At 71.9% G+C, this 24,551-nt stretch carries 25 protein-coding genes; 15 read left to right on the top strand and 10 right to left on the bottom strand.

Annotated elements, in window-relative coordinates:
* Positions 1 to 43: 43 nt before the first annotated feature.
* From AB0L45_RS31250 to AB0L45_RS31210, 9 genes are all read left to right on the top strand, one after another.
* On the top strand, positions 44 to 1,588 hold the full coding sequence (locus AB0L45_RS31250; RefSeq protein ID WP_365845893.1) for a GMC oxidoreductase: 1,545 nt from the start codon (positions 44 to 46) through the stop codon (positions 1,586 to 1,588).
* A complete protein-coding gene (locus AB0L45_RS31245) occupies positions 1,585 to 2,700 on the top strand; it encodes a glycine betaine/L-proline ABC transporter ATP-binding protein (protein WP_365845891.1) in 1,116 nt (371 codons plus the stop codon). The genes AB0L45_RS31250 and AB0L45_RS31245 overlap by 4 nt, the downstream gene beginning before the upstream one ends.
* Positions 2,700 to 2,984, top strand: coding sequence for a hypothetical protein (locus AB0L45_RS31240; RefSeq protein WP_365845889.1), 285 nt, complete (start codon positions 2,700 to 2,702; stop codon positions 2,982 to 2,984). The genes AB0L45_RS31245 and AB0L45_RS31240 overlap by 1 nt, the downstream gene beginning before the upstream one ends.
* Complete coding sequence (locus AB0L45_RS31235; RefSeq protein ID WP_365845887.1) at positions 2,981 to 4,975, top strand: ABC transporter permease subunit; 1,995 nt, start codon at positions 2,981 to 2,983, stop codon at positions 4,973 to 4,975. The genes AB0L45_RS31240 and AB0L45_RS31235 overlap by 4 nt, the downstream gene beginning before the upstream one ends.
* 2 nt (positions 4,976 to 4,977) lie before the next feature.
* The gene (locus AB0L45_RS31230; protein WP_365845884.1) at positions 4,978 to 5,964 is read left to right on the top strand and encodes an ABC transporter substrate-binding protein; all 987 of its coding nucleotides are present in this window, start codon (positions 4,978 to 4,980) and stop codon (positions 5,962 to 5,964) included.
* Positions 5,965 to 6,164: 200 nt separating this feature from the next.
* The gene (locus AB0L45_RS31225; protein WP_365845882.1) at positions 6,165 to 7,832 is read left to right on the top strand and encodes a histidine kinase; all 1,668 of its coding nucleotides are present in this window, start codon (positions 6,165 to 6,167) and stop codon (positions 7,830 to 7,832) included.
* A gap of 89 nt (positions 7,833 to 7,921) precedes the next feature.
* A complete protein-coding gene (locus AB0L45_RS31220) occupies positions 7,922 to 8,401 on the top strand; it encodes a hypothetical protein (RefSeq protein WP_365845880.1) in 480 nt (159 codons plus the stop codon).
* 31 nt (positions 8,402 to 8,432) lie between these two features.
* Positions 8,433 to 9,125, top strand: coding sequence for a response regulator transcription factor (locus AB0L45_RS31215; protein WP_365845878.1), 693 nt, complete (start codon positions 8,433 to 8,435; stop codon positions 9,123 to 9,125).
* Positions 9,126 to 9,363: 238 nt separating this feature from the next.
* Complete coding sequence (locus AB0L45_RS31210) at positions 9,364 to 10,530, top strand: hypothetical protein (RefSeq protein WP_365845876.1); 1,167 nt, start codon at positions 9,364 to 9,366, stop codon at positions 10,528 to 10,530.
* A 3-nt stretch (positions 10,531 to 10,533) separates the two neighbouring features.
* On the opposite strand, the gene AB0L45_RS31205 is transcribed toward AB0L45_RS31210, so the two are convergent.
* The 3 genes from AB0L45_RS31205 to AB0L45_RS31195 form a co-directional block, all read right to left on the bottom strand.
* Positions 10,534 to 11,199, bottom strand: a complete 666-nt coding sequence (locus AB0L45_RS31205; RefSeq protein WP_365845874.1) for a class I SAM-dependent methyltransferase — start codon at positions 11,197 to 11,199, stop codon at positions 10,534 to 10,536.
* A gap of 66 nt (positions 11,200 to 11,265) precedes the next feature.
* Entirely contained in the window at positions 11,266 to 11,466 is a 201-nt protein-coding gene (locus AB0L45_RS31200) for a DUF397 domain-containing protein (protein WP_365845872.1), read from the bottom strand.
* Positions 11,463 to 12,290 carry a helix-turn-helix transcriptional regulator gene (locus AB0L45_RS31195; protein ID WP_365845870.1) on the bottom strand — a complete coding sequence of 276 codons (828 nt, stop codon included), beginning with the start codon at positions 12,288 to 12,290 and terminating at the stop codon, positions 11,463 to 11,465. Before AB0L45_RS31195 ends, AB0L45_RS31200 begins: the two co-directional genes overlap by 4 nt.
* Before the next feature lie 237 nt (positions 12,291 to 12,527).
* Here AB0L45_RS31195 and AB0L45_RS31190 point away from each other — a divergent pair, with 237 nt between their 5' ends.
* Positions 12,528 to 12,776 (top strand): hypothetical protein, encoded by a 249-nt coding sequence (locus AB0L45_RS31190; RefSeq protein WP_365845868.1) that lies wholly within the window; start codon positions 12,528 to 12,530, stop codon positions 12,774 to 12,776.
* A gap of 527 nt (positions 12,777 to 13,303) precedes the next feature.
* On the opposite strand, the gene AB0L45_RS31185 is transcribed toward AB0L45_RS31190, so the two are convergent.
* Positions 13,304 to 14,062: a hypothetical protein gene (locus tag AB0L45_RS31185; RefSeq protein WP_365845866.1), complete on the bottom strand. Its 759-nt coding sequence runs from the start codon at positions 14,060 to 14,062 to the stop codon at positions 13,304 to 13,306.
* Between the two features lie 46 nt (positions 14,063 to 14,108).
* Positions 14,109 to 14,741 carry a TetR/AcrR family transcriptional regulator gene (locus tag AB0L45_RS31180; RefSeq protein ID WP_365845864.1) on the bottom strand — a complete coding sequence of 211 codons (633 nt, stop codon included), beginning with the start codon at positions 14,739 to 14,741 and terminating at the stop codon, positions 14,109 to 14,111.
* A gap of 99 nt (positions 14,742 to 14,840) precedes the next feature.
* On the opposite strand from AB0L45_RS31180, the gene AB0L45_RS31175 reads away from it, so the two are divergent.
* On the top strand, positions 14,841 to 15,584 hold the full coding sequence (locus AB0L45_RS31175) for a Clp protease N-terminal domain-containing protein (protein ID WP_365845862.1): 744 nt from the start codon (positions 14,841 to 14,843) through the stop codon (positions 15,582 to 15,584).
* 37 nt (positions 15,585 to 15,621) lie between these two features.
* Here AB0L45_RS31175 and AB0L45_RS31170 read toward each other — a convergent pair whose 3' ends face one another.
* The 3 genes from AB0L45_RS31170 to AB0L45_RS31160 are packed head-to-tail and all read right to left on the bottom strand — an operon-like array spanning position 15,622 to position 17,359.
* Positions 15,622 to 16,371, bottom strand: coding sequence for an isocitrate lyase/phosphoenolpyruvate mutase family protein (locus AB0L45_RS31170; protein ID WP_365845860.1), 750 nt, complete (start codon positions 16,369 to 16,371; stop codon positions 15,622 to 15,624).
* On the bottom strand, positions 16,368 to 16,871 hold the full coding sequence (locus tag AB0L45_RS31165) for a carboxymuconolactone decarboxylase family protein (RefSeq protein WP_365845858.1): 504 nt from the start codon (positions 16,869 to 16,871) through the stop codon (positions 16,368 to 16,370). Before AB0L45_RS31165 ends, AB0L45_RS31170 begins: the two co-directional genes overlap by 4 nt.
* A 5-nt stretch (positions 16,872 to 16,876) precedes the next feature.
* Entirely contained in the window at positions 16,877 to 17,359 is a 483-nt protein-coding gene (locus tag AB0L45_RS31160; protein WP_365845856.1) for a carboxymuconolactone decarboxylase family protein, read from the bottom strand.
* A 47-nt stretch (positions 17,360 to 17,406) separates the two neighbouring features.
* Between AB0L45_RS31160 and AB0L45_RS31155 the strand changes: the two genes are divergently transcribed.
* On the top strand, positions 17,407 to 18,840 hold the full coding sequence (locus AB0L45_RS31155) for a PLP-dependent aminotransferase family protein (protein ID WP_365845854.1): 1,434 nt from the start codon (positions 17,407 to 17,409) through the stop codon (positions 18,838 to 18,840).
* On the opposite strand, the gene AB0L45_RS31150 is transcribed toward AB0L45_RS31155, so the two are convergent.
* The gene (locus AB0L45_RS31150; protein WP_365846053.1) at positions 18,814 to 19,827 is read right to left on the bottom strand and encodes a hypothetical protein; all 1,014 of its coding nucleotides are present in this window, start codon (positions 19,825 to 19,827) and stop codon (positions 18,814 to 18,816) included. The two genes, AB0L45_RS31155 and AB0L45_RS31150, sit on opposite strands and share 27 nt — an antisense overlap.
* Positions 19,828 to 19,952: 125 nt before the next feature.
* Here AB0L45_RS31150 and AB0L45_RS31145 point away from each other — a divergent pair, with 125 nt between their 5' ends.
* Positions 19,953 to 20,357, top strand: coding sequence for a hypothetical protein (locus tag AB0L45_RS31145; protein WP_365845852.1), 405 nt, complete (start codon positions 19,953 to 19,955; stop codon positions 20,355 to 20,357).
* Positions 20,358 to 20,400: 43 nt separating this feature from the next.
* Entirely contained in the window at positions 20,401 to 21,594 is a 1,194-nt protein-coding gene (locus AB0L45_RS31140; protein WP_365845850.1) for a glutathionylspermidine synthase family protein, read from the top strand.
* Between the two features lie 45 nt (positions 21,595 to 21,639).
* Here AB0L45_RS31140 and rocD read toward each other — a convergent pair whose 3' ends face one another.
* The gene (gene rocD, locus AB0L45_RS31135; protein WP_365845848.1) at positions 21,640 to 22,854 is read right to left on the bottom strand and encodes an ornithine--oxo-acid transaminase; all 1,215 of its coding nucleotides are present in this window, start codon (positions 22,852 to 22,854) and stop codon (positions 21,640 to 21,642) included.
* A 254-nt stretch (positions 22,855 to 23,108) separates the two neighbouring features.
* On the opposite strand from rocD, the gene glyA reads away from it, so the two are divergent.
* Positions 23,109 to 24,386 (top strand): serine hydroxymethyltransferase, encoded by a 1,278-nt coding sequence (glyA, locus tag AB0L45_RS31130; RefSeq protein WP_365845846.1) that lies wholly within the window; start codon positions 23,109 to 23,111, stop codon positions 24,384 to 24,386.
* The last annotated feature ends 165 nt before the right edge of the window (positions 24,387 to 24,551 follow it).

Here is a 24,551-nt window from a genome sequence, read left to right as displayed (position 1 = left end):
CAGCACCACGCACGCACGAACTTTGCAGAAGGAGCACCACCTCATGCCCGTGTACGACTACGTGATCGTCGGCGGTGGCACCGCCGGTTCGGTGATCGCCTCCCGGCTCACCGAAGACCCGAACGTGAGTGTCGCCGTCATCGAAGGCGGCCCCTCCGACATCGACCGCGAGGACGTGCTGACGCTGCGCAAGTGGCTCGGCCTGCTCGGCGGCGAGCTGGACTACGAATACACCACCGTCGAACAGCCCCGCGGCAACTCGCACATCCTGCACAGCCGCGCCAAGGTGCTGGGCGGCTGCTCGTCGCACAACACCCTGATCTCCTTCAAGCCGCTGCCGTCCGACTGGGACGAGTGGGAGGCGGCGGGCGCCACCGGCTGGGGCGCCAAGGACATGGACCCCTACTTCGGCAAGCTGCGCAACAACATCGTGCGGGTGGCGAAGAAGGACCAGAACCAGATCGCCACCGACTGGATCGAGGCCGCCAAGAGCGCGCTGGGCGTGCCCGAGGTCGTCGGCTTCAACGACCAGCCGTTCGAGGAGGGCGTCGGGTTCTTCGACCTGTCGTACCACCCGGAGAACAACAAGCGCTCCTCCGCCTCGGTCGCCTACCTGCACCCGCACATGGAGGCCGGCGACCGCCCCAACCTCACGCTGATGCTGGAGACCTGGGCGACGAAGCTGGAGCTGGACGGCACCACCGCCAAGGGCGTCCACGTCCGGACCAAGGACGGCGAGGAGGTCTACGTCGAGGCCGCGCGCGAGGTGCTGGTGTGCGCCGGCGCGGTGGACACCCCGCGCCTGCTGATGCACTCGGGCATCGGCCCGAAGCAGGACCTGGAAGCGCTGGGCATCGAGTGCAAGCTCGACCTGCCGGGCGTCGGCGAGAACCTGATCGACCACCCCGAGTCGGTGATCGTGTGGGAGACCGACGGGCCCATCCCGGGCAACTCCGCGATGGACTCCGACGCGGGCCTGTTCGTGAAGCGGGATCCGGACCACAAGGGCCCGGACCTGATGTTCCACTTCTACCAGATCCCGTTCACCGACAACCCGGAGCGACTGGGCTACGAACGCCCCGAGCACGGTGTGTCGATGACGCCGAACATCCCCAAGTCCCGCTCGCGCGGCCGCCTCTACCTCACGTCCAAGGACCCTGAGGTCAAGCCGGCGCTCGACTTCAAGTACTTCATGGACGAGGACGATTACGACGGCAGGACCCTCGTGGACGGCATCAAGCTGGCCCGTAAGGTCGCCGAGGCCGAGCCGTTCAAGAAGTGGCTCAAGCGCGAGGTCTTCCCCGGCCCCGAGGTGACCGAGGACGCGGAGATCAGCGAGCTGGTCCGCAAGGCGGCGCACACCGTCTACCACCCGGCGGGAACCTGCAAGATGGGCGCCAAGGACGACAAGTCGGCGGTCGTCGACCCCGAGCTGAAGATCCGCGGCCTGTCCAACATCCGCATCGCCGACGCGTCGGTCTTCCCGACGATGCCCGCCGTGAACCCGATGATCGGCGTACTGATGGTGGGGGAGAAGGCCGCCGAACTGCTCGTCGATTCCCCGACCCGGGGAGGTGATGCCCGATGACCGCCACCGCCCCCGAAGCCGGTATACCCCAGCCCCGCAAGGCCGCCGACAACCTGACGGCCGAGGACCCCCGGGACGTCGTCTTCTCCGTCCGCAACCTGTGGAAGGTCTTCGGCCCCAAGGCCGAGCGCGTCCCGGAGGACGCCGAACTGACCCGCCTGTCCGCGCAGGAACTGCGCGAGCGGACCGGCTGCACGGCCGCCGTGCGCGACGTCAGCTTCGACGTCCACAAGGGTGAGGTCTTCGTCGTCATGGGCCTGTCGGGCTCCGGCAAGTCCACCCTGGTGCGCTGTCTGACCCGGCTCATCGAGCCGACCAGCGGCGGCCTGGACATGGACGGCGAGGACGTCCGCGCCATGGACAAGACCAAGCTGCGCGAGCTGCGCCGCCGCCGCGCCGCCATGGTCTTCCAGCACTTCGGCCTGCTGCCGCACCGCTCGGTGATCGACAACGTCGCGTACGGCCTGGAGATCCAGGGCGTGCCGCGCGGCGAACGCCGCGAGCGCGCCGCCGAGATGGTGGAGAAGGTCGGCCTCGCGGGGCTGGAGCACCGCCGCCCCGGACAGCTGTCCGGTGGCCAGCAGCAGCGCGTCGGGCTCGCCCGCGCGCTCGCCGTGGACCCCGAAGTCCTGTTGTTCGACGAGCCGTTCAGCGCGCTCGACCCGCTGATCCGGCGCGACATGCAGGAAGAGGTCGTGCGGTTGCACGAGGACGAGGGCCGCACCATGGTCTTCATCACCCACGACCTGGCCGAGGCACTGCGCATCGGCGACCGGATCGCCCTGATGCGCGACGGGAAAATCGTTCAGCTCGGCACGCCCGAGGAGATCGTGGGCTCGCCGGCCGACGAGTACGTCCGCGACTTCGTCCAGGACGTACCGCGCGAGCAGGTGCTGACCGTACGCCGCGCCATGCGCCCGGCCGAGGCCGGCGAGGCGGACACCGGGGCCGCGCTGGCGCCCGACACGCTGGTCGCCGACGCCATCGAGGCCGTCGCCCGCTCCGGCGGCGCGGCCCGCGTGATGGACGGCAAGCGCTGCCTGGGCATCGTGGACAGCACCTGCCTGCTGAACGTCGTCGCCCGCATAGACGCCGGCGAGGTGGCTGCCTGATGTCCGCGTACACCAGCACCGCCGACGCCGCCCTCGCGGCGGCCGGCTGGCCTCCGACGCGGCGGCCCGTACGGGTCGCTCCCGCCCAGGTACGGACGCTCGATCCGCCGAGCCGGACCCGGACCCCTGTCGGTTCCCAGGCCCGGCCCCGTACCCGGCACGTCCCTGCCGCCCACTCCCTGGCGGACCGGCTCCGCGCCGCCGTACAGCGCCGCTGGCACGAGGCCCAGCGCGCCGCGGCGATGCAGATACCGGCCGGCACGGTGAAGCGGGGGCGCGCATGACGGCCGCCACCCCCACCGCGAGCACCCCCGCCGCCGCTCCCGACAAGCAGGGCACTCTCCAAGCCGCCCTCCAGAGCCGCGGCCTCCGCAAGATCCTCATCCTCGCCGTCGCCGCCGCGGTCCTCGTACCGCTCGCGCACGCCAAGTGGTCCAGCGGCACCTGGCCCGGTGACCTGACCGTCGACCTCACCGGCCCGCTCGGCCGGACCAGCGACTGGATCATCGACAACCGCGACAGCCACCCGCTGTTCGTCTACTTCCTCGGCCACCTCAGCAACGCCGTCGTCATCTCCGTACGCGCCGTCTACCAGCTCCTGCTGCTGCTCGGCTGGACCGGCGTCACCGCGGGCGTCACCCTCGTCGCCTGGCGCGTCGCGGGCGTCCGCATCGCCGCGACCGCGCTGATCTCCTTCGCCGTCAGCGGCGTCCTGGACATGTGGCTGCCGACCATGCAGACCCTCGCCCTGATGATCGTGGCCGTCGTCGCCTCGGTCGTGGTGGGCGCCCTGCTGGGCCTGGCGGGCGGCCTCTCCGAGCGGCTGTTCAAGATCCTGCGGCCGGTGCTGGACACCATGCAGGTACTGCCCGCCTTCGCGTATCTGCTGCCCGTCGTGCTGATCTTCGGCATCGGCGTGCCCGCGGCGCTGCTGGCCACCGTCGTGTACGCGGCCCCGCCGATGGCCCGCCTCACCGCCCTCGGCCTGCGCGGCGCCGACCCCGGCGTCCTGGAGGCCGTCACCTCGCTCGGCGCGACCGGCCGGCAGCGGCTGCTGACCGCCCGCCTGCCGCTGGCCCGCAAGGAACTGCTGCTCGGCCTCAACCAGACGATCATGATGGCGCTGTCCATGGCCGTCATCGCCTCCATGATCGGCGCGGCCGGTCTCGGTGACCGTGTCTACCAGGCACTGGCCTCGGTGGACGTCGGCGCCGCGCTCGCCGCCGCCGTACCGATCGTGCTGCTGGCCATCGTCATGGACCGTACGACCGCAGCCGCCGGCGAGCGGATGGGCGCCGACGCGGCCACCCGCGGCCCCAAGCTGCTGCGCGGCTGGTACGCCTGGGCCGGCGTCGCCGTCCTGACCGTGCTCGCCACCGTCGCGGGCCGCCTGGCCGGCTCCACCATCTGGCCCTCGGGCTGGACGGTGGCCATCGCCCGCCCGGTCAACGACTTCAAGGAGTGGATGGTCGACCACCTCTACTCCGGAGTCCCCGTCGTCGGCGGCACCGCCGACTGGGCCGCGCACTTCACCTCCTGGGTCCTGGACCCGCTGCGCGACGGCCTGACGGCGCTGCCCTGGTGGGGCGCGCTGCTCATCGTCGCCACGCTGGCCTGGCTGATCGGCACCTGGCGCACCGCGCTGACCGCGACGCTCGCGCTGGCCGCCATCGGCGTCCTCGGCGTCTGGAAGCCGTCCATGAACACCCTCTCCCAGGTCCTCGCCGCCCTCGCGGTGACCCTGGTGCTGGGCTTCGGCGTCGGCATCCTCGCGGCGGGCAGCAAGCGCCTGGAGGCGATCCTGCGCCCGGTGCTGGACGTCATGCAGACCATGCCGCAGTTCGTGTACCTGATCCCGGTGGTCGCGCTGTTCGCCGTGGGCCGCGCCCCGGCCGCTGCCGCCGCCGTCGTGTACGCGCTGCCCGCGGTCATCCGCATCACCACCCAGGGCCTGCGGCAGGTCGACCCGGCCGCGATGGAGTCCGCCCGCTCGCTCGGCGCCACCCGCTGGCAGATGCTCCGGCAGGTACAGCTCCCGCTGGCCCGGCCCGCACTGCTGCTGGCCGTCAACCAGGGCGTCGTCCTCGTCCTCGCCGTCGTCATCATCGGCGGCCTGGTGGGCGGTGGCGCGCTCGGCTACGACGTGGTCACCGGCCTCGCCAAGGGCGACCTGGCGCTCGGTCTGGTCGCGGGCGTCGCCATCGTCTGCCTCGGCCTGATGCTCGACCGCGTCACGCAGCCGACGCAGCGTCGTACGACGGGGAAGGGAGCCTGATCATGACCCGTACCCGTACCCGCGTGGCCGGGGCCGCCGTGCTGGCGGGGGCGACGCTGCTCGCCCTCTCCGGCTGCGGCAAGGCCGACATGACCAAGCAGGGCTCGCCGTTCCAGGCGCCGGGCGGCCAGCGTTCCGTCACCCTGTCCGTACAGACCTGGGTCGGCGCGCAGGCCAACGTCGCGGTCGCCAAGTACCTGCTCGAACACGAGCTGGACTACCACGTCGACACCGTCCAGGTGGACGAGATCCCGGCGTGGGACGCGCTCAGCCAGGGCCGGGTGGACGCCATCCTGGAGGACTGGGGCCACCCGGAGCAGGAGCAGCGGTACGTCAAGGACAAGAAGACGATCACGGCGGGCGGCGGCAACGGCGTCACCGGCCACATCGGGTGGTGGGTGCCCAAGTACTGGGCCGACAAGCACCCGGACGTGACCGACTGGAAGAACCTCAACAAGTACGCCGACCAGCTCCGTACCTCCGAGAGCGGCAGCAAGGGCCAGCTGATGGACGGCTCGCCGTCCTACGTCACCAACGACAAGGCGCTGGTGAAGAACCTCAAGCTGGACTACGAGGTCGTCTTCGCCGGTTCCGAGGCGGCGCAGATCACCCAGATCCAGCAGTTCGCCAAGCAGCAGAAGCCGTTCCTGACGTACTGGTACGAGCCGCAGTGGCTGTTCAACCAGGTGCCGATGGTGGAGGTGAAACTCCCGGAGTACACCGACGCCTGCGCGGAGAAGGGGGCGAAGGACCCCGACTCCATCGACTGCGCCTATCCGACGACGCCGCTGCAGAAGTTCTTCAACACGGAATTCGCCAAGGGCGGCTCGGACGCCGCGGCATTCCTGAAGAATTTCCACTGGACGAAGGAGAACCAGAACGAGGTCTCCGAGCTGATCGCCGCGAAGGGCATGTCCGCCGACGAGGCGGGCAAGACCTGGGTGGAACAGCATCCGGACGTGTGGAAGAAGTGGCTGCCGAAGAAGTAGCCGTGCGGTAATCGCGGCGGACGCACAGGAAACCAGTCACGGCGTCCGCCGCGGGAAACCCATCACAGCACCCGCCGCGGGAAAGCAGCCGCGGCGGACGCCACCGGGCCGGGCGGGTATGTCTTCGGGCAGACCCGCCCGGCCCGGTCTCCTCCCCAGGTTCCACCGCTCGCGGCACCGGCGTCCGGATAATCGAGGGCATGCCCTCCTCGCCGCCGCCGGCCCGGCCGTACGACGCCGACCCACCGCGCCGGCGCAAGCGCCGCCGTCTGGTCATCTTCTTCGAGGTGGCGGTCGCGTTCTTCTACCTCGGCATCCTGGCGCCCTATTCACCCGCCTTCTTCGAATTGCTGCCGGCCGAGGCGAAGCTCGCCCTGTGCGGCCTGGCGGGGGTGCTGCTGCCCGTCCGCCGGCGGTTCCCCGTCACCGTCCTGCTGCTCCTCGCCGCGTTCGCCGGCGCCCAGCCGGTCTGCGGGATGCTGACGGCCCTCGTCGCCTACGACGCGATCCGCCGCGTGGAGGGCCCGCGCCGCCGCACCGTCGTCCTGCTCACCGCCACCGCCGTCCCGGTGCTCGCCGCAGTCGTCGGCACGGTCGCGACCGGGTACGGGAGCTGGCGTTACGGCTTCGCGCAGGGCGCCGTGGTCGGCGGCGTCGGCATCCTGATCCCCGGCCTGGTCGGCAGCTCGCGCGGACAGCAGGAACGCCTGCTGGTGGCCCTGCGGGAACGCGCAGCCGCCGCGGAGGAGGCCCGCCGGCTCATCGACAGCGCGTCCCGCGTCGAGGAGCGCTCCCGTATCGCCGCCGAGATGCACGACCTGGTGGGCCACCGCCTCAGCCTGATCTCCCTGCACAGCGGCGGCCTGGAGATGGCCCTGGCCACCAAGGCACCCGAGCTGAAGGAGGAGGCCGCGCAGGTCCGCGCGGCCACCCGGGACGCCATGAACGAACTGCGCGCGGTCCTCGGCGTCCTCGGCCCGCTGGGCCGCGACACCGGCACCGAGGCGCTCACCGACGCCACCGGCACCCGCGCGGACATCGACGCGCTGGCCGAGGAGTCGCGGGCCGCGGGCATCACCGTCACCGTCCGCTGGCAGGGCGGCGACCTGGACGGACTGGAGCCGCGGGTACGGCGCGCCGTGCACCGCGTCGTCCGCGAGTCGCTGACCAACGTCCACCGGTACGCGGCCGGCGCGGCCGTCGAACTGGCCGTGGAGCACACCGCCGACCGGGTACGGGTCACCGTACGCAACGGCGCGCCCCCGGCGCCCCCGGAGGTCACCACCGGACTCGGCACCGGCCGCGGCCTGACCGGCCTGCGCGAACGCGTCGGCCTGCTCGGCGGCGAACTGCGCACCGGACCGACCGGGGTGGGCGGCTTCCTCGTCGAGGCGACCGTCCCCGCGCACCCCGCCTCGCCCGCCGCGTCCGCCGCCCGCCCGGACACCTCGCCCGCCGGCCTGACCGCCGAGGAACACCGGCAGTCCGGCGCGCTGCCCGGCTTCCTGCGCCACCTGCCCGGCCTGGCGACCGGCGTCCTCGGGCTGGTCGGGGTGGGCGGCATGCTGGTGTTCGGACTGAGCCTGCTGCAGAGCGCCCGGCCGGGCCCTGAGCCGCTGACCGAGAGCAGCATCCACGTCGGCATGACCCGCGACAAGGTCGAGTCTGCGGCCATCTGGGACGACCGCGTGGTCCGCGCCGCCGCCGCGGGCCACGAGCCGGCCCGCCCGGCCGGCACGGAATGCGTCTATCCGCATCCGGGTGATCCCGATGACTTCGTCGCCGGGCGGATCGAGATCACCCGGTACTGCTTCCGCCAGGACGTACTGGTCGAGATCAAGAAGTTCTGGGTACCCGTCGGCGCCTGAACACGGCCCGCCGATACGGCCCTTGCCCCCATACCTCCGGTCGTTGCTCACCCGTACCCACCGGCGCCCGCTCCGGTTACCGTTCGCACATGGCGGTGGAAGTCTGGTACGCGTACGTGACCCGGTACCTGAAGCCGGTGCTGACAGTCCTCCGGGACCTCCACGAGAGCGAGTGGCGGTCCGGAACCCGGATGGACCCGGTGCCGGGGGCCCTGGAATGGGCCCTGCCGTGGGGGATGGACGACGGCAACGGCCTGGTACGGCTGACCGTCTTCAGCGAGTACGACCCCGAACGCGGCCGGACCTGGGCCCGGGTCGTCGTCGCCGCGGACACCGCCGCCTTCATGGGGCCGGGCACCGGCAGGGTGACGCTGCCCCGCTTCACGGCCTGGAACGGCGGCCGCACCGAGGAGGAACCGGCCGAGAAGCCCGCTCCCCGGCCGGACGCCGGCCTCACCCGCAGGATGGCCGAGGCCCTGCTGACCGGCGTCGGCGGAGCCCCCGGCTCACTCCGTGAGGAGCCGGGCGGCGAATTCAGCTTCGGGGTGGCCATGGACGTGGACAAGTAGACCCTCCGGCCGCCCCGGTTAGCCTGAGCGCATGAGCGATCTCCCCGGCGCGCGTACCGCACAGCCCGTACGCGTCCTCCTCGCCGACGACGAGGAAATGATCAGGCACGGCGTCCGCCTCATCCTGCGGCACGCCGAGGACATCGACGTGGTCGCGGAGGCCACCAACGGTGCCGAGGCGGTCGAACTGGCCGCCCGTACCCCGGTCGACGTGGCCCTCATCGACATCCGGATGCCGGTCCTCGACGGCCTCGCCGCCATCGAACAGCTCATCCGGCTCGACCCCGAGCCGCAGGTCGTCATGCTCACGACCTTCGGCGACGAGGAGAACGTCACCCGTGCGCTCCAGGCCGGCGCCAGCGGCTTCCTGCTCAAGGACGACGGGCCGCAGGAGCTGATCAGCGCCGTACGGGCCGCGGCGGCCGGTGACGCGGTGCTCTCGCCCGGCGTCACCGGGCACGTCGTCAAGCGGATGCTCCAGGGCGGTGGCGGCGGCCGGGCCGGGGCGGGCGGCGCCGACGAGCGGCTCGCCGCGCTCACCGACCGGGAGCGGGAGGTGCTGGCGATGCTCGGCGAGGGCCTGTCGAACCTGGACATCGGCAGCCGGCTGGAGATCGGCCTGGGCACGGTCAAGACGCACGTCGGACGCATCCTCGACAAGACCGGCACCCAGAGCCGGGTACAGGCGGCGCTGCTGGCGCACCAGGCGGGGCTGGCGGGCTGACCCTGCGGCCGCAGCGGCCTCCGCAGCCGTGGCCACAGGCGCATCCGTAACCCCATCCGCAGCCATAGCCGTCACCGCATCCGGGCCATCCGCAGGTCACGTTCGGCAAAAAACTTGTTCCCGGGCGCAACCCCTCGTCACAGGCGTCGCGTGATGCACAGGCATAGTAGAGGCGTCCCCGGCCGGGGGCATGTCCATACATGACGCCTCACCGGACGTACCAGGGGGAAACCGCTCCATGCCTGCCATACGCCGTACCGTCGCGGCCGCCGCCGCGGCGGTCGCACTCCTCGCCACCGCCACCGCCTGCGGCCCGGCCGACGACAAGGCGTCCGCGTCGCCGGGCAGTTCGGCCGCCACTGACCACAAGGACGGCGGGGCGGGCTCGGACGCGGGCGGCGCCGGCCTGCCGGGCGGGCTGCCCAGCAGCCTCGACGACGTCAAGAAGTGGCAGAAGGGCGGCTGGAAGGACTGGGACCAGTGGGCGCGCAAGGCGTCCGAGTTCGCCAACCCGGTCATCAAGGACCTGTGGAACCCGTCCCGGATGGCCGAGGCCAGGAACACGCCGGACGTCACCACGCAGAGCGCCGGCGAGTCCGGCGGCAGCGACCCGGAACCGCGTCCGGTCCAGGCCCGGCAGGTTGCCCGCCCCTACCACCAGCACATGGCCCCCATAGGCAAGATCATGTTCGACAGTCCGCAGGGCCCCATGGTCTGCTCCGGCACCGTCGTCGAGGACCCGGCGCACCCCGGCAAGTCCAACCTGGTGTGGACCGCGGGCCACTGCGTGCACGCCGGCAGGAGCGGCGGCTGGATGCGCAACATCGTCTTCGTGCCGTCCTACAACGACGACGGCCTGCCCATGAGGCAGGTCGGCCGGGCTCCGGCGCAGGAGGTCGCGCCGTACGGAGTGTGGTGGGCGAACTGGGTCACCACCTCCGGTGAGTGGATCGACATGGGCAGCACCAAGTCCGGCAACGCGGGCTCCGCGTACGACTTCGCCGTCCTGCACGTCAAGCCGGAACGGGGCGGCGGCAAGTCGCTCCAGGAGACCGTCGGCGCGGCCCTCCCCGTCTGGTTCGGCGCCCCCTCCGCCGACCGCGTCAGCGGCCTCCAGGCCTTCGGCTACCCGGCGGCGCCCCCGTACGACGGCGCCCGCATGATGAACTGCCCGGCCCGCCCCGGCCGCCTCACGATGGCCCAGGGCACCCCGGCGATGTACCGCATCGGCTGCACGATGACCGGCGGCACGTCCGGCGGCGGCTGGTTCACGAACTACGGCGGCCGCACGTACCTCGTCTCCAACAGTTCCATCGGCTCCCTGAACCACACCTGGCTGGCGGGCCCGCACCTGGGCGCGGAGGCGAAGCGGGTCTTCGACGGGATCAGCCGCAAGTTCGCGTGAACCTCAGCGGGCCACGGCCAACAGCGTGCCGGGCCCCTCCCCGCCCGGCGCCGGCAGGACCCGTGCGTCCACATGGCCGAAACCGGCCCGCTTGAGGCGGCCGACCCAGGCCTCGGACGGATACTGCCAGCGCGACACGGTCAACTCCCGCTCGCGCCCCTCCAGCCACTTGCCCCCCATGGCCTGCGGGCCGTACGCGCCCGGCACCGGCTCGGCCTGAGAGAACGCGAACACGCCACCGGGGGCCAGGCGGGCGGCGACCAGCGGAAGAAGCTGGTCGGGATCGGTGAACCAGACCGCTCCCCACACCGAGTAGATCGCGTCGTACGTCTCTGTGCTCCCAGCCAGGAACGAACACACCTCCCCGTGGACAAAGTCCAGCCCCGGCACCCCCTCCCACCAAACGCGAGCACGCGCGGCCTGAACAGCGGAAAAATCCACACCGGTCACCCGGACACCCCGCCCGGCCAGATACGCGGCTTCCCTGCCTTCCCCCGCCCCGAGATCCAGAGCCCGGCGCGGCGAGCCCAGCAGCCCGGCACCGGGCCCGTGCCCGGGATACTGCGTCCACTCGAACCGACCGACGTCAGGCCGCGGCTGAGCCCCGCCGCCCCGTCCCGGTTTGTACGTGTCCCAGTATTCGGCCGGGGTCTGTGGGGCTCGGGGCATATGGCACCTCGGTGCTGCGGACAGCCCCGCCACTCAGGGAGAGGCGGGGCGAGTTGGAGGGCCGCGTCAGACGGTGGCCTGCCGGGCGAGCTCGACCAGTCCGGCCCATGCGGTGGGGTGCAGGGTCAGGACCGGGCCGTTCGGGTTCTTGGAGTCGCGGACGGGGATTACGCCGTGGGTGGGGAGGAGGTTGGTGGCGACCTCTATGCAAACTCCACCGTTCTCGCTGTACGAGGACTTGAACCAACGGGGTGTTTCGGTGGTCACGGGGTGCCCTTTCGTAGCTGTTCGATCAAGGCCATGGATGACGCTTGGGAGAGCGCTTCAGCCTGTAGCTGATGGTAGGCCGCCAGCAGGGGCAACACCGACACCATGTCCCGCTCCAAATAGCTGTGTTGGGCGGACTCTGCGTACGACATGAGCTTGCGGTCCGGCAGTGTGAGGACGTAGAGCGGCAGGCTGAGCGGGCGGCGCTCGCCCAAGTCGAACGGGGCGATCTGGAGCACCGTGTTCGGCATATCAGCAAACTCGACTAGGCGATCCCACTGGGCGTCCATGACGTCGGGTGTACCGACAGGTCGGCGGATACAGCTTTCGTCCAGCACCACGAAGACCTGCGGTGGATGGGTTCGAGCCAGCGCCGCTTGTCGCTTTGCCACGAGTGCCACTCGCTCATCTGCCTGTTCGGGTGTGATCGCTCCTCGCTTCACGGCGCTCTTCGCGATCACTGTTGCGTACTCCGGCGTCTGAAGGAGGCCAGGAATGACACCTACGTCGTAAAGCCGAATTTCTGCTGCTCGCGCCTCATGCGCCACGTACTCGGGAAGCCCTTCCAGCAGCGCTGGCTGACGCACGGACCGCCCCTGACGTTCGAGTCGACCACCACTGCCCAGGACCTTGTCCGCCAATGACGCGAAGCGGGAAGTTGGGGGGCGGCGGCCATTTTCGACTGCGGAGATGTGTGTACCGGAGTACCCCAAGCGCTCCGCCAGTTCTTCCTGTGTCCATCCGCGCTCATCCCGCAGTGTGCGCAGACGTTCGCCGAAGCGTGCTGCCGGTGAGCGGTCGGGTTCCAGCTCTTTGCGGTTCAACAGCCACCACCTAACTGGTCGTTCAATAGGCGCAAGTTGAACAACCCCCGACTCTAGGCCACGCTGACTCCCTCCGGTAGTGGAACCGTTACGGAGAGGAGCGAACGTGTGACCAGTCCCGGCCGGGAACACCTCACCCGGCTCATGCACTTGTGCGGGCGCGACGGTGTGCTTCACGTACGCACCAGTGGTGACAGCGACCCCGCTCTCAGCCTTCCCCGACCCAAAGGCATGCCCATGACGACGCCCCCTGTAGCGACGCGGCTGGAAATTCAGATCACCGGCATCAGGAAACACTTCGCCGAGTGCGTCACCGAAGTCGGCCGGGAGGCATGCGGTGCCCGTTCCGCCTGCTGGGACAACCCCCTGCGGCCGAACACCTGGATCCGCGCCCACGGCGCGGAGACCGGCCACAAACGCTTCACCAGGCACACGGAAGAACTCGTCAGCATCTTCTCCGCGCCCACCATGGAGCCGGAGGAATGAGAGCCGGCGGCGCATCGGCATCAGTCATCGCGCTGCCGGTCGCATGTCGCTCGTGCCGGTGACTGTCGGTGTGACATGCCCGAACTGGCGGTACAGGGGCGGAATACTCGCCCTCCATCTACCGGAGGGCGCGCTCATGGCTTGGATCTGCCCACGCTGCAATGGTGCTGAGGGGATCGCCTACGTGGCCAACGGAGACGGACTGACTCCCTTCCCTTGTCTGCACTGCGACAAGAACGCCATCTATCCGGCTCCGTCCGGAAGGCAGGCTGTCGGGTCCGCGCCGTGCCGGACCCATGGCTGTTCAGGGGTGGTGCGCGATGTCTTCGAGTATGACCCGAAAGGCAGGCTCTGCCGGGTCACACGGGCCCCGTGCCAGCAGTGTGGGCAGTCTCTGACCGCGGAGATGGACCTTGCCCGAGCAAGCAGAGAACGTGCCATGCCCCGTTCCGGGGTGTGACGGGCCGCGAGACGGCAACAAGATCTATGTCCGCGCCGAGCCGTGCGGCAGGTGCGGTAACTGACCGTCAACGAGACTCGGGCTGGGCCCCCGGCCTGTCCTGGGTGGCCCGCACCCGCCTCCAGTGCTGCCCCTTCTGCTTGTCCTCGCGGACGACGAGGCCCAGTGTGGCCAGTTCGGCCCGGAGTTGTTCGGCGTCTGCTTTTTCGTTCTTCTTCAGGGCGCGGGCGCGGGCCTGGAGCAGGGTGTGTTCGGTGGTGGACAGGTCGGGCTGGCCGGTGACCCAGCGGCGGAAGTCGGCGGCGTGCGGGTCGCCGTCGGGGTGCCATGGGTAGCCGTGCTGTTCGAAGGCGGCGGCGAATCGCTTGGTGTCGAAGTCACCGTGTACGCGGGCCAGTTCGGCAGTGTCGTGGCCGAGCAGTACGAGGTTCTTGCCGTCCTGGAAGACGGCGGCGGTCGCCGCGCGGGGGGCCGTTCGGGTGACCTTGTCGACGGTCAGGACGGCTCGCTCGGGGCCGATCTCGGCGGTCACGTACTCCAGGTCGGCGAGGAGGGCGAGGCCCGCGCCGAGGAGGAGGCCGACGGCCAGGGCGATGATCGACACCAGTGGTTCGGGCGCGGACGCGACGAGTTTGAACGGGCCTTGCAGCGGGGCCCAGGGCAGCGACGCCACCCAGCCCGCCGCCCGGCTGATCAGCCACAGCGCCACCGCTCCCAGGACGGGGAATCCCGCCCACAGCACGGCCCGTTCGCCGGTGGTCGGGCCCACGGTGGTCGGTGCAGGCTTGGCTGTGGTGACTTTGGGGGGCGGGTTCTCGGAGGACATCGGTGGTTCTCCCTGTGGTCGGGTGCGGGCCGGGGCGGAGTCGGGATCAGGTGCCGGGCGGGGGAGTGGGCGGAGAGGCCGCGCCGGGCGTGTCGGTGCTGGTCAGCCAGGTGATGATCTGTCGTAGTTCGGCCGCGTGTGTCGTGGCGTCGAAGTCCGGTTCTCCCGCGGAGAGGTACGCGGCGTCCACGAGGCCCTGGATCCAGGTGGCGACCCGTTCGGGCGGGAAGGGCAGGGGGCGGCCCGCGTCGGCGAGCCGCTGCGTCAGCGTCTCCAGGGCGGTCCGTACCTGCGCGGTGTCGGCCATGATCAGCCGGGCGAACTCCTCGTCCCGGTTGACCTGGAAGACGACCGCCGCCGCGAGCCCCGGTACGAGCGGGTCGGCGAGGTCGGTGAGCAGGTGGTCCACGAGGAGGCGGATGCCGTCTTCCGGGCGGTCCTGGGCGATCGCGCGGGCGCACGCCTCGGCGTTGCGCGGCACGTCGTCGGCGAACAGCGCGTGGAAGATGTCGCGCTTGGTGGCGAAGTAGTGGAAGAGCGTGCCCGAACCGATGCCGGCGGCGCGGCAGATGCGCGCGGTGGAGGTGCCGTCGACGCCGTACGCGGCGAACTCCTGGGCCGCGGCGTCGAGGATATGGGCCCGCTTGCGGGCGTGCTCTTCGGGGTTGACGGTACGCATCGCATTAATAGTAGAGCAGGCGCTCTAGTAATGCTCGGACATGCCGGAGATCGTCAACCCGGGGTTGACGATTGAGGGGCGTCAACTTACGGTTGACGCATGACGGAACCCACCCGCAGCACCCCTCCGATCCGCCTCGACGAGCTGATCGACGCCATCAAGAAGGTCCACACGGACGCGCTCGACCAGCTCTCCGACGCGGTACTCACCGCCGAGCACCTCGGCGATGTCGCCGACCACCTGATCGGCCACTTCGTGGACCAGGCCCGCCGTTCGGGCGCCTCCTGGACCGACATCGGCAAGAGCATGGGCGTCACCAAGCAGGCGGCCCAGAAGCGGTTCGTGCCCAAGGCGCCCGGCGAGGCGTCGGACCTGGACCCCGGCCAGGGGTTCGGCCGGTACACGGAACGCGCCCGGAACGTGGTGGTGACCTCGCAGAACGAGGCGCACGCCGCGGGCAACGACCAGATCGGCACCCTCCACCTGGTGCTCGGCCTGCTGGCCGAGCCGGACGGCCTCGCGGCGCGGGCGATCGTGGCGCAGGGCGTGACGCTGGACGCCGTCCGGCAGCGCGTGACCGAGTCGCTGCCGCCCGCGGCCGCGAAGATGCCCGCGCTGATCCCGTTCGACGCGCAGGCGAAGAAGGCCCTCGAACTCACCTTCCGCGAGGCCCTGCGCCTGGGCCACAACTACGTCGGCACCGAGCACATCCTGCTCGCCCTTCTGGAGCAGGAGGACGGCACGGGCGTGCTGCACGGCCTCGGCATCACCAAGGAGGCGTCCGAGGCCGACATCACCGCGGCCCTGGCCGCGATCGTCGCGGCCAGGGAAGAAGGGAAGTGACCCCGGCCGGGCCGTGACGGCCCGGCCCACCGGTGGCTCAGGCCGTACGCAGTTCCTCCGCCATGGCCTGCACCGCCGCCATCGCCCGCCGGTGCAGCCCGCCCCCGAAGGTGACTCTGGACGCGCCCGCCGCACCCAGTTCACGCGGGGACGGGCCGCCCGGCAGGGCGAGAGCATTGGCCGGCAGTCCGATCCGGTCCGCCAGTTCCCGCAGGACCTGGGGCGGCGCGAGGATCGGGTAGACGCAGTCGGCCCCGGCCTCGGCGTACCGCAGCCCGCGCCGTACCGCCTCCTCCACCTGCGCCGCCAGGTCCGTACCGCCGGAATCGGACCTGCCGGGCAGGAACACGTCGATCCGAGCGTTGATCACCAGCTCGTCCCCGGCCGCGGCCCGGATCTCCGCCAGCCGGTCCGCCTGCCGCCCGGCATCCGTGAGCGCTCCGCTGTGGTGGTCGCTGTCCTCGATGTTGCAGCCCACCGCCCCGGCGGTGGCGATGCGCTCCACCAGTTCCTCCGGCGGCAGGCCGTACCCGGCCTCAAGGTCCGCCGTCACCGGCACGTCCACGGCCCGTACGATCCGGGCGACCGCCGCGAACATCTCGTCCGGCGGCGTGCTCCCGTCCTCGTACCCCAGCGAGGCCGCGATCCCCGCGCTCGGCGTGGCCAGGGCCGGGAAGCCGGCCGCCGCGAAGATCCGCGCGGTCTCCGCGTCCCACGGGCCGGGCAGGACGAGCGGATCGCCCGCCGCCCGGCCGTGGTGCAGGGCGCGCAGCGCCGCAGCGGTCACGCCCCGGCTCCGATGGGCTGGCGGACCGCGACGTTGATGCGGTTCCACATGTTGATGGTGGTGATCAGGGCGATGAGGTGGGCGAGTTCGCGCTCCTCGAAGTGGGCGGCGGCCCGTTCGTACACGGCGTCCGGCACGAAGCCGTCGGTGAGGACGGTGACGGCCTCGGTGAGCGCGAGGGCGGCCTGTTCCCTGGCGGTGTAGTGCCCGGTGGCCTCTTCCCAGGCGTTGAGGAGGTGGATGCGCTCCTCGGACACGCCGGCCTTCTGCGCGTCCTTGATGTGCATGTCGAGGCAGAACGCGCAGTGGTTGATCTGCGAGGCGCGGATCAGGACCAGCTCGGCGAGGACGTCGTCGCCCAGGCCCTTCTTCGCGGCGAGGTGTGCGTTGAGGAGGGGCTGGTAGACGCCCGGGGCGAGCTTGTAGAAGTTGAGGCGGGGGGAGTGGGGGGTGGGCGTGGTGCCTGCGGTGGTCGTGGTGCCTGCGGTGCTCGTGGTCATGGTCATCACGCCTGTCCGGGAGTCATGCGGGTGGACACGCCGAAGCGGTTCCACGCGTTGATGGTGGTGATCAGAGCGATGAGCTGGGCCAGTTCGGCTTCCTCGAACTGACCGGCGGCCCGCTCGTACACGGCGTCCGGCACGAAGCCGTCGGTGAGGACGGTGACCGCCTCGGTCAGCGCGAGGGCGGCCCGCTCCTTCTCGGTGTAGTGGGCGCCGGCCTCCTCCCAGGCGTTGAGGAGGTAGACGCGCTCCTCCGTCTCGCCCTCCTTGCGGGCTTCCTTGATGTGCATGTCGATGCAGAAGGCGCAGTGGTTGATCTGGGAGGCGCGGATCTTCACCAGGTGGACCAGCGCCGGGTCCAGGCCCTTCTTGGCCGCCGCGTCGAGCGCGACCATCGCCTTGTAGACCTCGGGTGCGTTACGGGCGATGCCGACCCGTGGCCGGTGCTCTCCGTGCTGGTGTCCGGACTGCGTTGTCGTCGTCATGCCAGTGACACTATGCCGCCATTGGCACACGGGTATGGTCCATTCACATGGACGATTCCTGGGCCACTTTCGGCCGCGACCTGCACCTGGACCTCGCCGGTACGGGCGGTCTGCGCGCCTCCCTGATGCGGGCCCTGCGCGAAGCCGTCCGTACGGGCCGCCTCGCGCCCGGCACCCGGCTGCCGTCCTCCCGTACGCTCGCCGCCGACCTCGGCATCGCCCGCAACACCGTCGCCGACGCGTACGCCGAGCTGGTCGCCGAAGGCTGGCTCAGCGCCCGGCAGGGCTCCGGCACCCGGGTGGCCCGCCGCGCCGAACCGTCCCGCTCCGCGCCGCCCGCCCGCCGCGCCGCCCGGGCCCCGCTGCCCGACCGCCCGCGCTACGACCTGCGGCCCGGCACCCCGGACGTCTCCGCCTTCCCCCGCGCCGCCTGGCTCACCGCCGCCCGCCGCGCCCTCACCGCCGCGCCCAGCGACGCCTTCGGGTACGGCCCGTCCCTCGGCCGCCCGGAACTGCGCGCGGTGCTCGCCGATTACCTGGCGCGCGCCCGCGGCGTACGGACCGACCCGGACCACGTACTCATCTGTACGGGCTTCATGCAGGGCCTCGGCCTGCTCGCCCGCGTCCTGCGGGACTCCGGCGTCCGCCGGATCGGCACCGAGGCGTACGGCCTCCCCTTCCACCGCGACGTGCTGACCCGCGCCGGCCTGCGCCCCACCCCGCTCCCGGTCGACGCGCACGGCGCGGGCACCGGACGGCTGGCGGACCTGCCCGGCGTGCGGGCGGCGCTGCTCACCCCGGCCCACCAGTTCCCCACCGGCGTACCGCTGCACCCGGACCGCCGCGCCGCCGTCATCGACTGGGCACGCGCCGCCGGGGGCCTGGTGGTGGAGGACGATTACGACGGCGAGTTCCGGTACGACCGGCAGCCCGTCGGCGCCCTGCAAGGACTGGACCCGGACCGTGTCGCGTACCTCGGCACCGCGAGCAAGAGCCTCGCCCCCGCGCTGCGGCTGGCCTGGATGGTGCTCCCCGACCACCTCGTCGACCCGGTGCTCGCCCTCAAGAGCACGGGGGAGTGGCAGACCGCCGCGCTGGAACAGCTCACCCTCGCCGCGTTCCTGGCCTCCGGCGCGTACGACCGGCATGTGCGCGGTATGCGGCTGCGCTACCGGCGCCGCCGCGACCAGCTCGTCGCCGCGCTCGCCGGACAGGCGCCGCACATCCGGGTCAGCGGCATCGCGGCGGGCCTGCACGCCGTACTCGAACTGCCGCCGGGCACCGAGCAGTCCGTCGTCCAGGCGGCCCGCTGGCAGGGCCTGGCTCTGGAGGGGCTGGGCACCTTCGCGGACCCGGCGGCCCCGGAGGCAGGTGGCGCCGCGCTGCGGGACGGCCTGGTCGTGGCGTACGGCAGGCCGCCGGACCACGCGTTCGCGGGGGCGCTGGAGGCGCTGCTACGGGTGCTTCCGCCCGCGCCGTAGACCGCTCGCGGCCGACTCCCCGGCTGCCGCGCCGGCCGGGTCCGGGGCCCCCGGTGCCTCCGCCGTCCCCGGTGCCTCCGCCGTGCCCCGTGCCGCTGCCGCCTCCGGTGCCGCTGCCGCCTCCGCCGCTCCCGGCATCTCCGGCGCTCCCGGTGCCTCCGGCGCTCCCGGCGCCTCCCCGAAGCGCGCCAGCGCGAGCGCGCCCAGCACCGCCAGCGCGAACCCGGCGATCCCCAGCGGTGCCAGCCCGGCCCGCGTACGGTCGCCGAGCCAGACCACACCGACCAGCGCGGGCCCGAGCGTCTCGCCGATCACCATGCCCGCCGTGGCCGCCGTCACCGAACCGCGCTGGAGGGCCGAGGTCAGCAGCAGGAAGGCCGCGCCGCCGCCGACGAGCAGGGCGTACGCGGCGGGGTTGGACACCAGCGCCGCCGGCGCCAGGTCGGGGATCAGGCGTACGGCGACCTCCACGACGCCGAAGCCGAACCCGGCACCCAGCCCCAGCGCCGCCGCCCGCGCCCGGTCGGGCAGCCGCCCGGCCAGTGCGCCCCACACCAGGATCGCCAGCGCGACGGCCAGCACCCCGAAGCGCAGCGCGGTGGACCCCGTGCCCGTCCCCTCCGCACCCGAGGCCAGCCCGAGCAGGGCCAGTCCGCCGCAGACCACCAGGACGGCGGCCCATTCGGCGCGGCTGAGCCGTACGCGCAGCAGCGGTACGGCGACGACCGCGGTCACGGCCAGGCCGGCGGCGAGGGCCGCGCCCACCGCGTAGATCGGCAGCGAGCGCAGCGCGACCAGTTCGAGGAGGAAGCCGCAGCCGTCCAGGGCGAGACCGAGCAGGTAGCGCCACTGGCCGAGGACGCGCAGCAGCAGTCTGGGGTCCACACCCGACCGCGAGCCGGCCCCGGGCGCGGTGGCGCGGGCCGCCACCGCCTGCAGGACCGACGCCGTACCGAAGCAGACCGCCGAACCGAGCGCACAGATCATCCCAAGCAGCACACATCGACTGTAGGCGCGCTCCCCGCCACGGGCCCGTTGCGGCCTGCCGGGGCACGGCCCTTAGTCTGGGCTGGCCGAAAACAGATGCCACAGATGTACGGGGGAAGGCAGGGATGGCAGAGCACACGAAGGCTCGGCGCAGGCTGCGGTCGAGCACGGTGGTCCTGGGCAGCATGGGCGCGCTGGCGGCAGCGCTCACGTCCTGTGGCTCGGAACCGGACAAGCGCTGCGTCGACCGGAACAGCTACGACGCGGTCAAGGGCTACCGGGTCATCGACTCCAAGTCCTGCAAGAGCGGGAGCGGATCGAGCGGCACGGGCAGCACCGGCGGCACGGGCTCGTCGAGCGGCAAGAGCGCCGGCAAGAACAAGGGCACCGCCGGGCGCGGCCAGAAGGTCGACGGCCAGTGGTACTACGGCTCCGACGTCAACGGCCGCTACGCCGACTCCGGCACCTTCAGCAAGAGCACCGCCGTCAACCGCGGCGGCTTCGGCTGCTCCGGATCCAGCGGCGGGTGACCGCGGTGCGTACGCGAAGGGGACCGGCCCGGGGGACGGCCACGTGAAGCGGCACACCGCCCAGCCGCGCCCCGGCTGGCAGCAGACCGTCGAGGCGCAGGGCCTGATCTACCCGCTGACCCGCTACCCGGACGACTCGCTGCGCCCCTACTGGGACGAGAGCGCGTACTACTCCTTCTCGCTGCCCGAGGTCGAGGCGCTGGAGGAGGTCGTCGAGGAGCTGCACGGCATGTGCCTGGCCGCGGCCGCGCACATCGTCGAGCACCGGCGCTTCGCCGACCTCGGCATCGCGGACCCGCGGCTGGCGGAGCTGGTCGCCGAGTCCTGGCGCCGGCGCGCCGAACTGCCCACCCTCTACGGGCGGTTCGACCTGCGCTACGACGGCACCGGGCCCGCCAAGATGCTGGAGTACAACGCGGACACGCCGACCTCGCTGGTCGAGGCGGCGGGCCCGCAGTGGTTCTGGATGGAGGAACGATTCCCCGGCGCCGACCAGTGGAACTCGCTGCACGAACGGCTGGTCGAGGCGTGGCGCAAGCAGGCGAAACTGCTGCCGCCGGGCGCGCCCGTGCACTTCGCGCACTCGGCCGGTGACGAACTCGGCGAGGACCTGATGACCGTCGCCTACCTGGAGGAGACGGCCCACCAGGCCGGACTGGAGACGGTGGCGATCCCCGTCGAGGAGATCGGCTGGGACCACCTCTCCGGCCGCTTCGTCGACCAGCGGCTGCGCTTCATCCGGGCCTGCTTCAAGCTCTACCCGTGGGAGTGGCTGGCCACCGACGCGTTCGGCCCGCACGTGCTGGACACCCTCGACAACGGCGGCGGCACCGGCACCACCCTGTGGATCGAGCCCGCCTGGAAGATGCTCCTCTCCAACAAGGCACTGCTGGCGATCCTCTGGGAGCTGTACCCGGGCCACCCGAACCTGCTGCCGGCCTACCTGGACGGGCCGCGCGAACTGGCGGACGGGCCGGACGCACCCGGGTACGTGGCCAAGCCGCTCCTCGGCCGCGAGGGCGCCGGCGTCACCGTCCACCAGCCGGGCGCGGCCCCCGTCGTACGCGACGAACCGTGCTGCTACCAGGAGTTGGCCCCGCTGCCCGACTTCGACGGCAACCGGGTGGTGCTCGGCGCGTGGGTCGTCGAGGACGAGGCGGCGGGGCTCGGCATCCGCGAGTCGGCGGGGCTGGTCACGGACGAGTACGCCCGCTTCATCCCGCACGTGATCCTCTGAGGCGTTCTCGCGGGGCCGCGCCGCACGGCCCCGCGAGGACCGCGGTCACCCGCCCAGCACCGCCCGCAGCTGGTCCAGCCCCCAGTCCAGGTCCTCCTTGCTGATGACCAGCGGGGGCGCCAGCCGGATCGTGCTGCCGTGGGTGTCCTTGACCAGCACCCCCAGCTCCATCAGCCGCTCCGAGATCTCCCGGCCCGTCCCCAGGGACGGGCTGATGTCGACCCCGGCCCACAGCCCGCGACCGCGCACCGCGTCCACCGCGCCGCCGCCCACCAGCAGCCCCAGCTCGTGGTGCAGGTGCTCGCCCAGTTCCCTGGCGCGCTGCTGGTACTCGCCCGTCCGCAGCATCGCCAGCACCTCCAGCGCCACCGCGCACGCGAGCGGGTTCCCGCCGAACGTCGAACCGTGCTCGCCCGGCCGGAACACGCCCAGCACCTCACGGGAGGAGACCACCGCCGACACCGGCACGATGCCGCCGCCCAGCGCCTTGCCGAGCACGTACATGTCCGGCACCACGTCCTCGTGCTGGCAGGCGAAGTCCCGCCCGGTCCGGCCCAGGCCGGACTGGATCTCGTCCGCGATGAACAGCACGTCGCGCGTGCGGGTCAGCTCCCGGACGCCCGGCAGGTAACCGGGCGGCGGCAGCAGGACGCCCGCCTCACCCTGGATCGGCTCGATCAGCACCGCCACGGTGTCCTCGTCGACCGCGTCCTCCAGCGCCGCCAGGTCGCCGTACGGGACGATCTCGAAACCCGGTGTGTACGGGCCGTAGTCCGCGCGGGCCTCCGGGTCGGTGGAGAAGGAGACGATGGTGGTCGTACGGCCGTGGAAGTTGTTGTCCGCCACGACGATCTTCGCCCGGCCGTCCGGGACGCCCTTGACCCGGTAGCCCCACTTGCGGGCGGTCTTGACCGCCGTCTCGACGGCCTCCGCGCCGGTGTTCATCGGCAGCACCATCTCCATGCCGCAGAACTCCGCGAGCCGCGTACAGAAGTCGGCGAACCGGTCGTGGTGGAAGGCGCGCGAGGTCAGCGTCACCCGCTCCAGCTGCGCCTTGGCCGCCTCGATCAGACGGCGGTTGCCGTGGCCGAAGTTGAGCGCCGAGTACCCGGCGAGCATGTCCAGGTAGCGCCTGCCCTCCACGTCCGTCATCCAGGCCCCCTCGGCGGAGGCCACGACGACGGGCAGCGGGTGGTAATTGTGCGCGCTGTGGGCTTCGGCGACGGCGATGCTGCGTTCCGTGGACGTCGTGGGGGTCACCATTGACTCCGTTCGGTATGCGGGCGATCCCGGGCGAGAAAATCCCGTTGGGCGGACGGTATGCGAAGAAAGGTTGCGCCGCACACCCCCCGTTAGACTGGCCTCGCGCACCGCGACTGGCGCACGGGGAAGCGACCCCGAGGGAGCGGCGCGCGGCCGTCGGAAGGCGGCCGCCACGAGGTGCCGCCCGCCTGGGCACCCCGGGAGCACGACCGGTAAGCCGAACCGAACCCGATCGCCCCGGAGGACCCGGCATGAGCCGTCCCCTGTCCCACCCCGCCCTCGCCGCCGCCGACCCCGAACTGGCCGCCCTGGTCGGTGCCGAGGAAACCCTCCAGGCCGAGACACTGCGCCTGATCCCCTCCGAGAACTACGTCTCCACCGCGGTGCTCGAAGCCACCGGCACCGTCCTGCAGAACAAGTACAGCGAGGGATACGCCGGCCGGCGCTACTACGAAGGCCAGCAGAACATCGATCGTGTGGAACGGCTGGCGATCGAGCGCGCCAAGGCCGTCTTCGGCGTCGAACACGCCAACGTCCAGCCGTACTCCGGCTCGCCCGCCAACCTCGCCGTCTACCTCGCCTTCGCCGAACCCGGCGACACGGTGATGGGCATGTCGCTGCCGATGGGCGGCCACCTGACGCACGGCTGGGGCGTCTCGGCCACCGGAAAGTGGTTCCGCGGCGTGCAGTACGGCGTACGGGCCGACACCGCCCGTATCGACTTCGACGAGGTGCGCGACCTGGCCCTCAAGGAGCGCCCCAAGCTGATCTTCTGCGGCGGTACGGCCGTACCGCGCACCATCGACTTCGCCGCCTTCGCCGAGATCGCCCGCGAGGTCGACGCCGTCCTGGTCGCCGACATCGCGCACATCGCCGGACTGGTCGCGGGCGGCGCCCACCCCTCGCCGGTACCGCACGCCGACGTCATCTCCACCACCACCCACAAGACGCTGCGCGGCCCGCGCGGCGCCATGCTGATGTCCCGCGAGCAGTACGCGAAGCCCCTGGACAAGGCCGTCTTCCCCGGCCTCCAGGGCGGCCCGCACAACCACACCACCGCCGCGGTCGCGGTCGCCCTGCACGAGGCCGCGCAGCCGTCCTTCCGCGACTACGCGCACGCCGTCGTCGCCAACGCCCAGGCCCTCGCCGAACAGCTGTTGGCCCGCGGCTTCGACCTGGTCTCCGGCGGCACGGACAACCACCTGATCCTGATGGACCTCACCCCCAAGGAGGTCCCCGGGAAGATCGCCGCCAAGGCCCTGGACCGGGCCGGGATCGTGGTGAACTACAACACCGTCCCCTTCGACCCCCGCAAGCCGTTCGACCCGTCCGGCATCCGCATCGGCACCCCGTCGCTGACCTCGCGCGGCCTGGGCACCGCGCACATGCCGCAGGTCGCGGACTGGATCACCCGGGGCGTCGAGGCCGCGGGCGCGGGCGACGAGGACGCGCTCACCACGATCCGGGCCGAGGTCGCCGAGCTGATGGGTGCTCACCCGGCGCCCGGGTTGGTCGCTGACCGGTCCTGATCGGTCCGGGGCGGGGACGGGGGGTGGGGCCTGGCCTCCGGGGGTCAGGTTTCGGTCCGGGGAGCGGGGCGGGGGCCGTACCGGCCCGGACCGGGGGCGTACGGGGCGCGGGGCCGGCCCCGCGCCCCCTACGCCGGGCCCCCCACCCCCGCCCCCCGGGCCGTG

It is taken from the genome of Streptomyces sp. NPDC052496 (assembly GCF_040679095.1).
In the GTDB taxonomy this organism is placed as follows: domain Bacteria; phylum Actinomycetota; class Actinomycetes; order Streptomycetales; family Streptomycetaceae; genus Streptomyces.
This window is presented reverse-complemented; position numbering and strand designations above follow the sequence as displayed.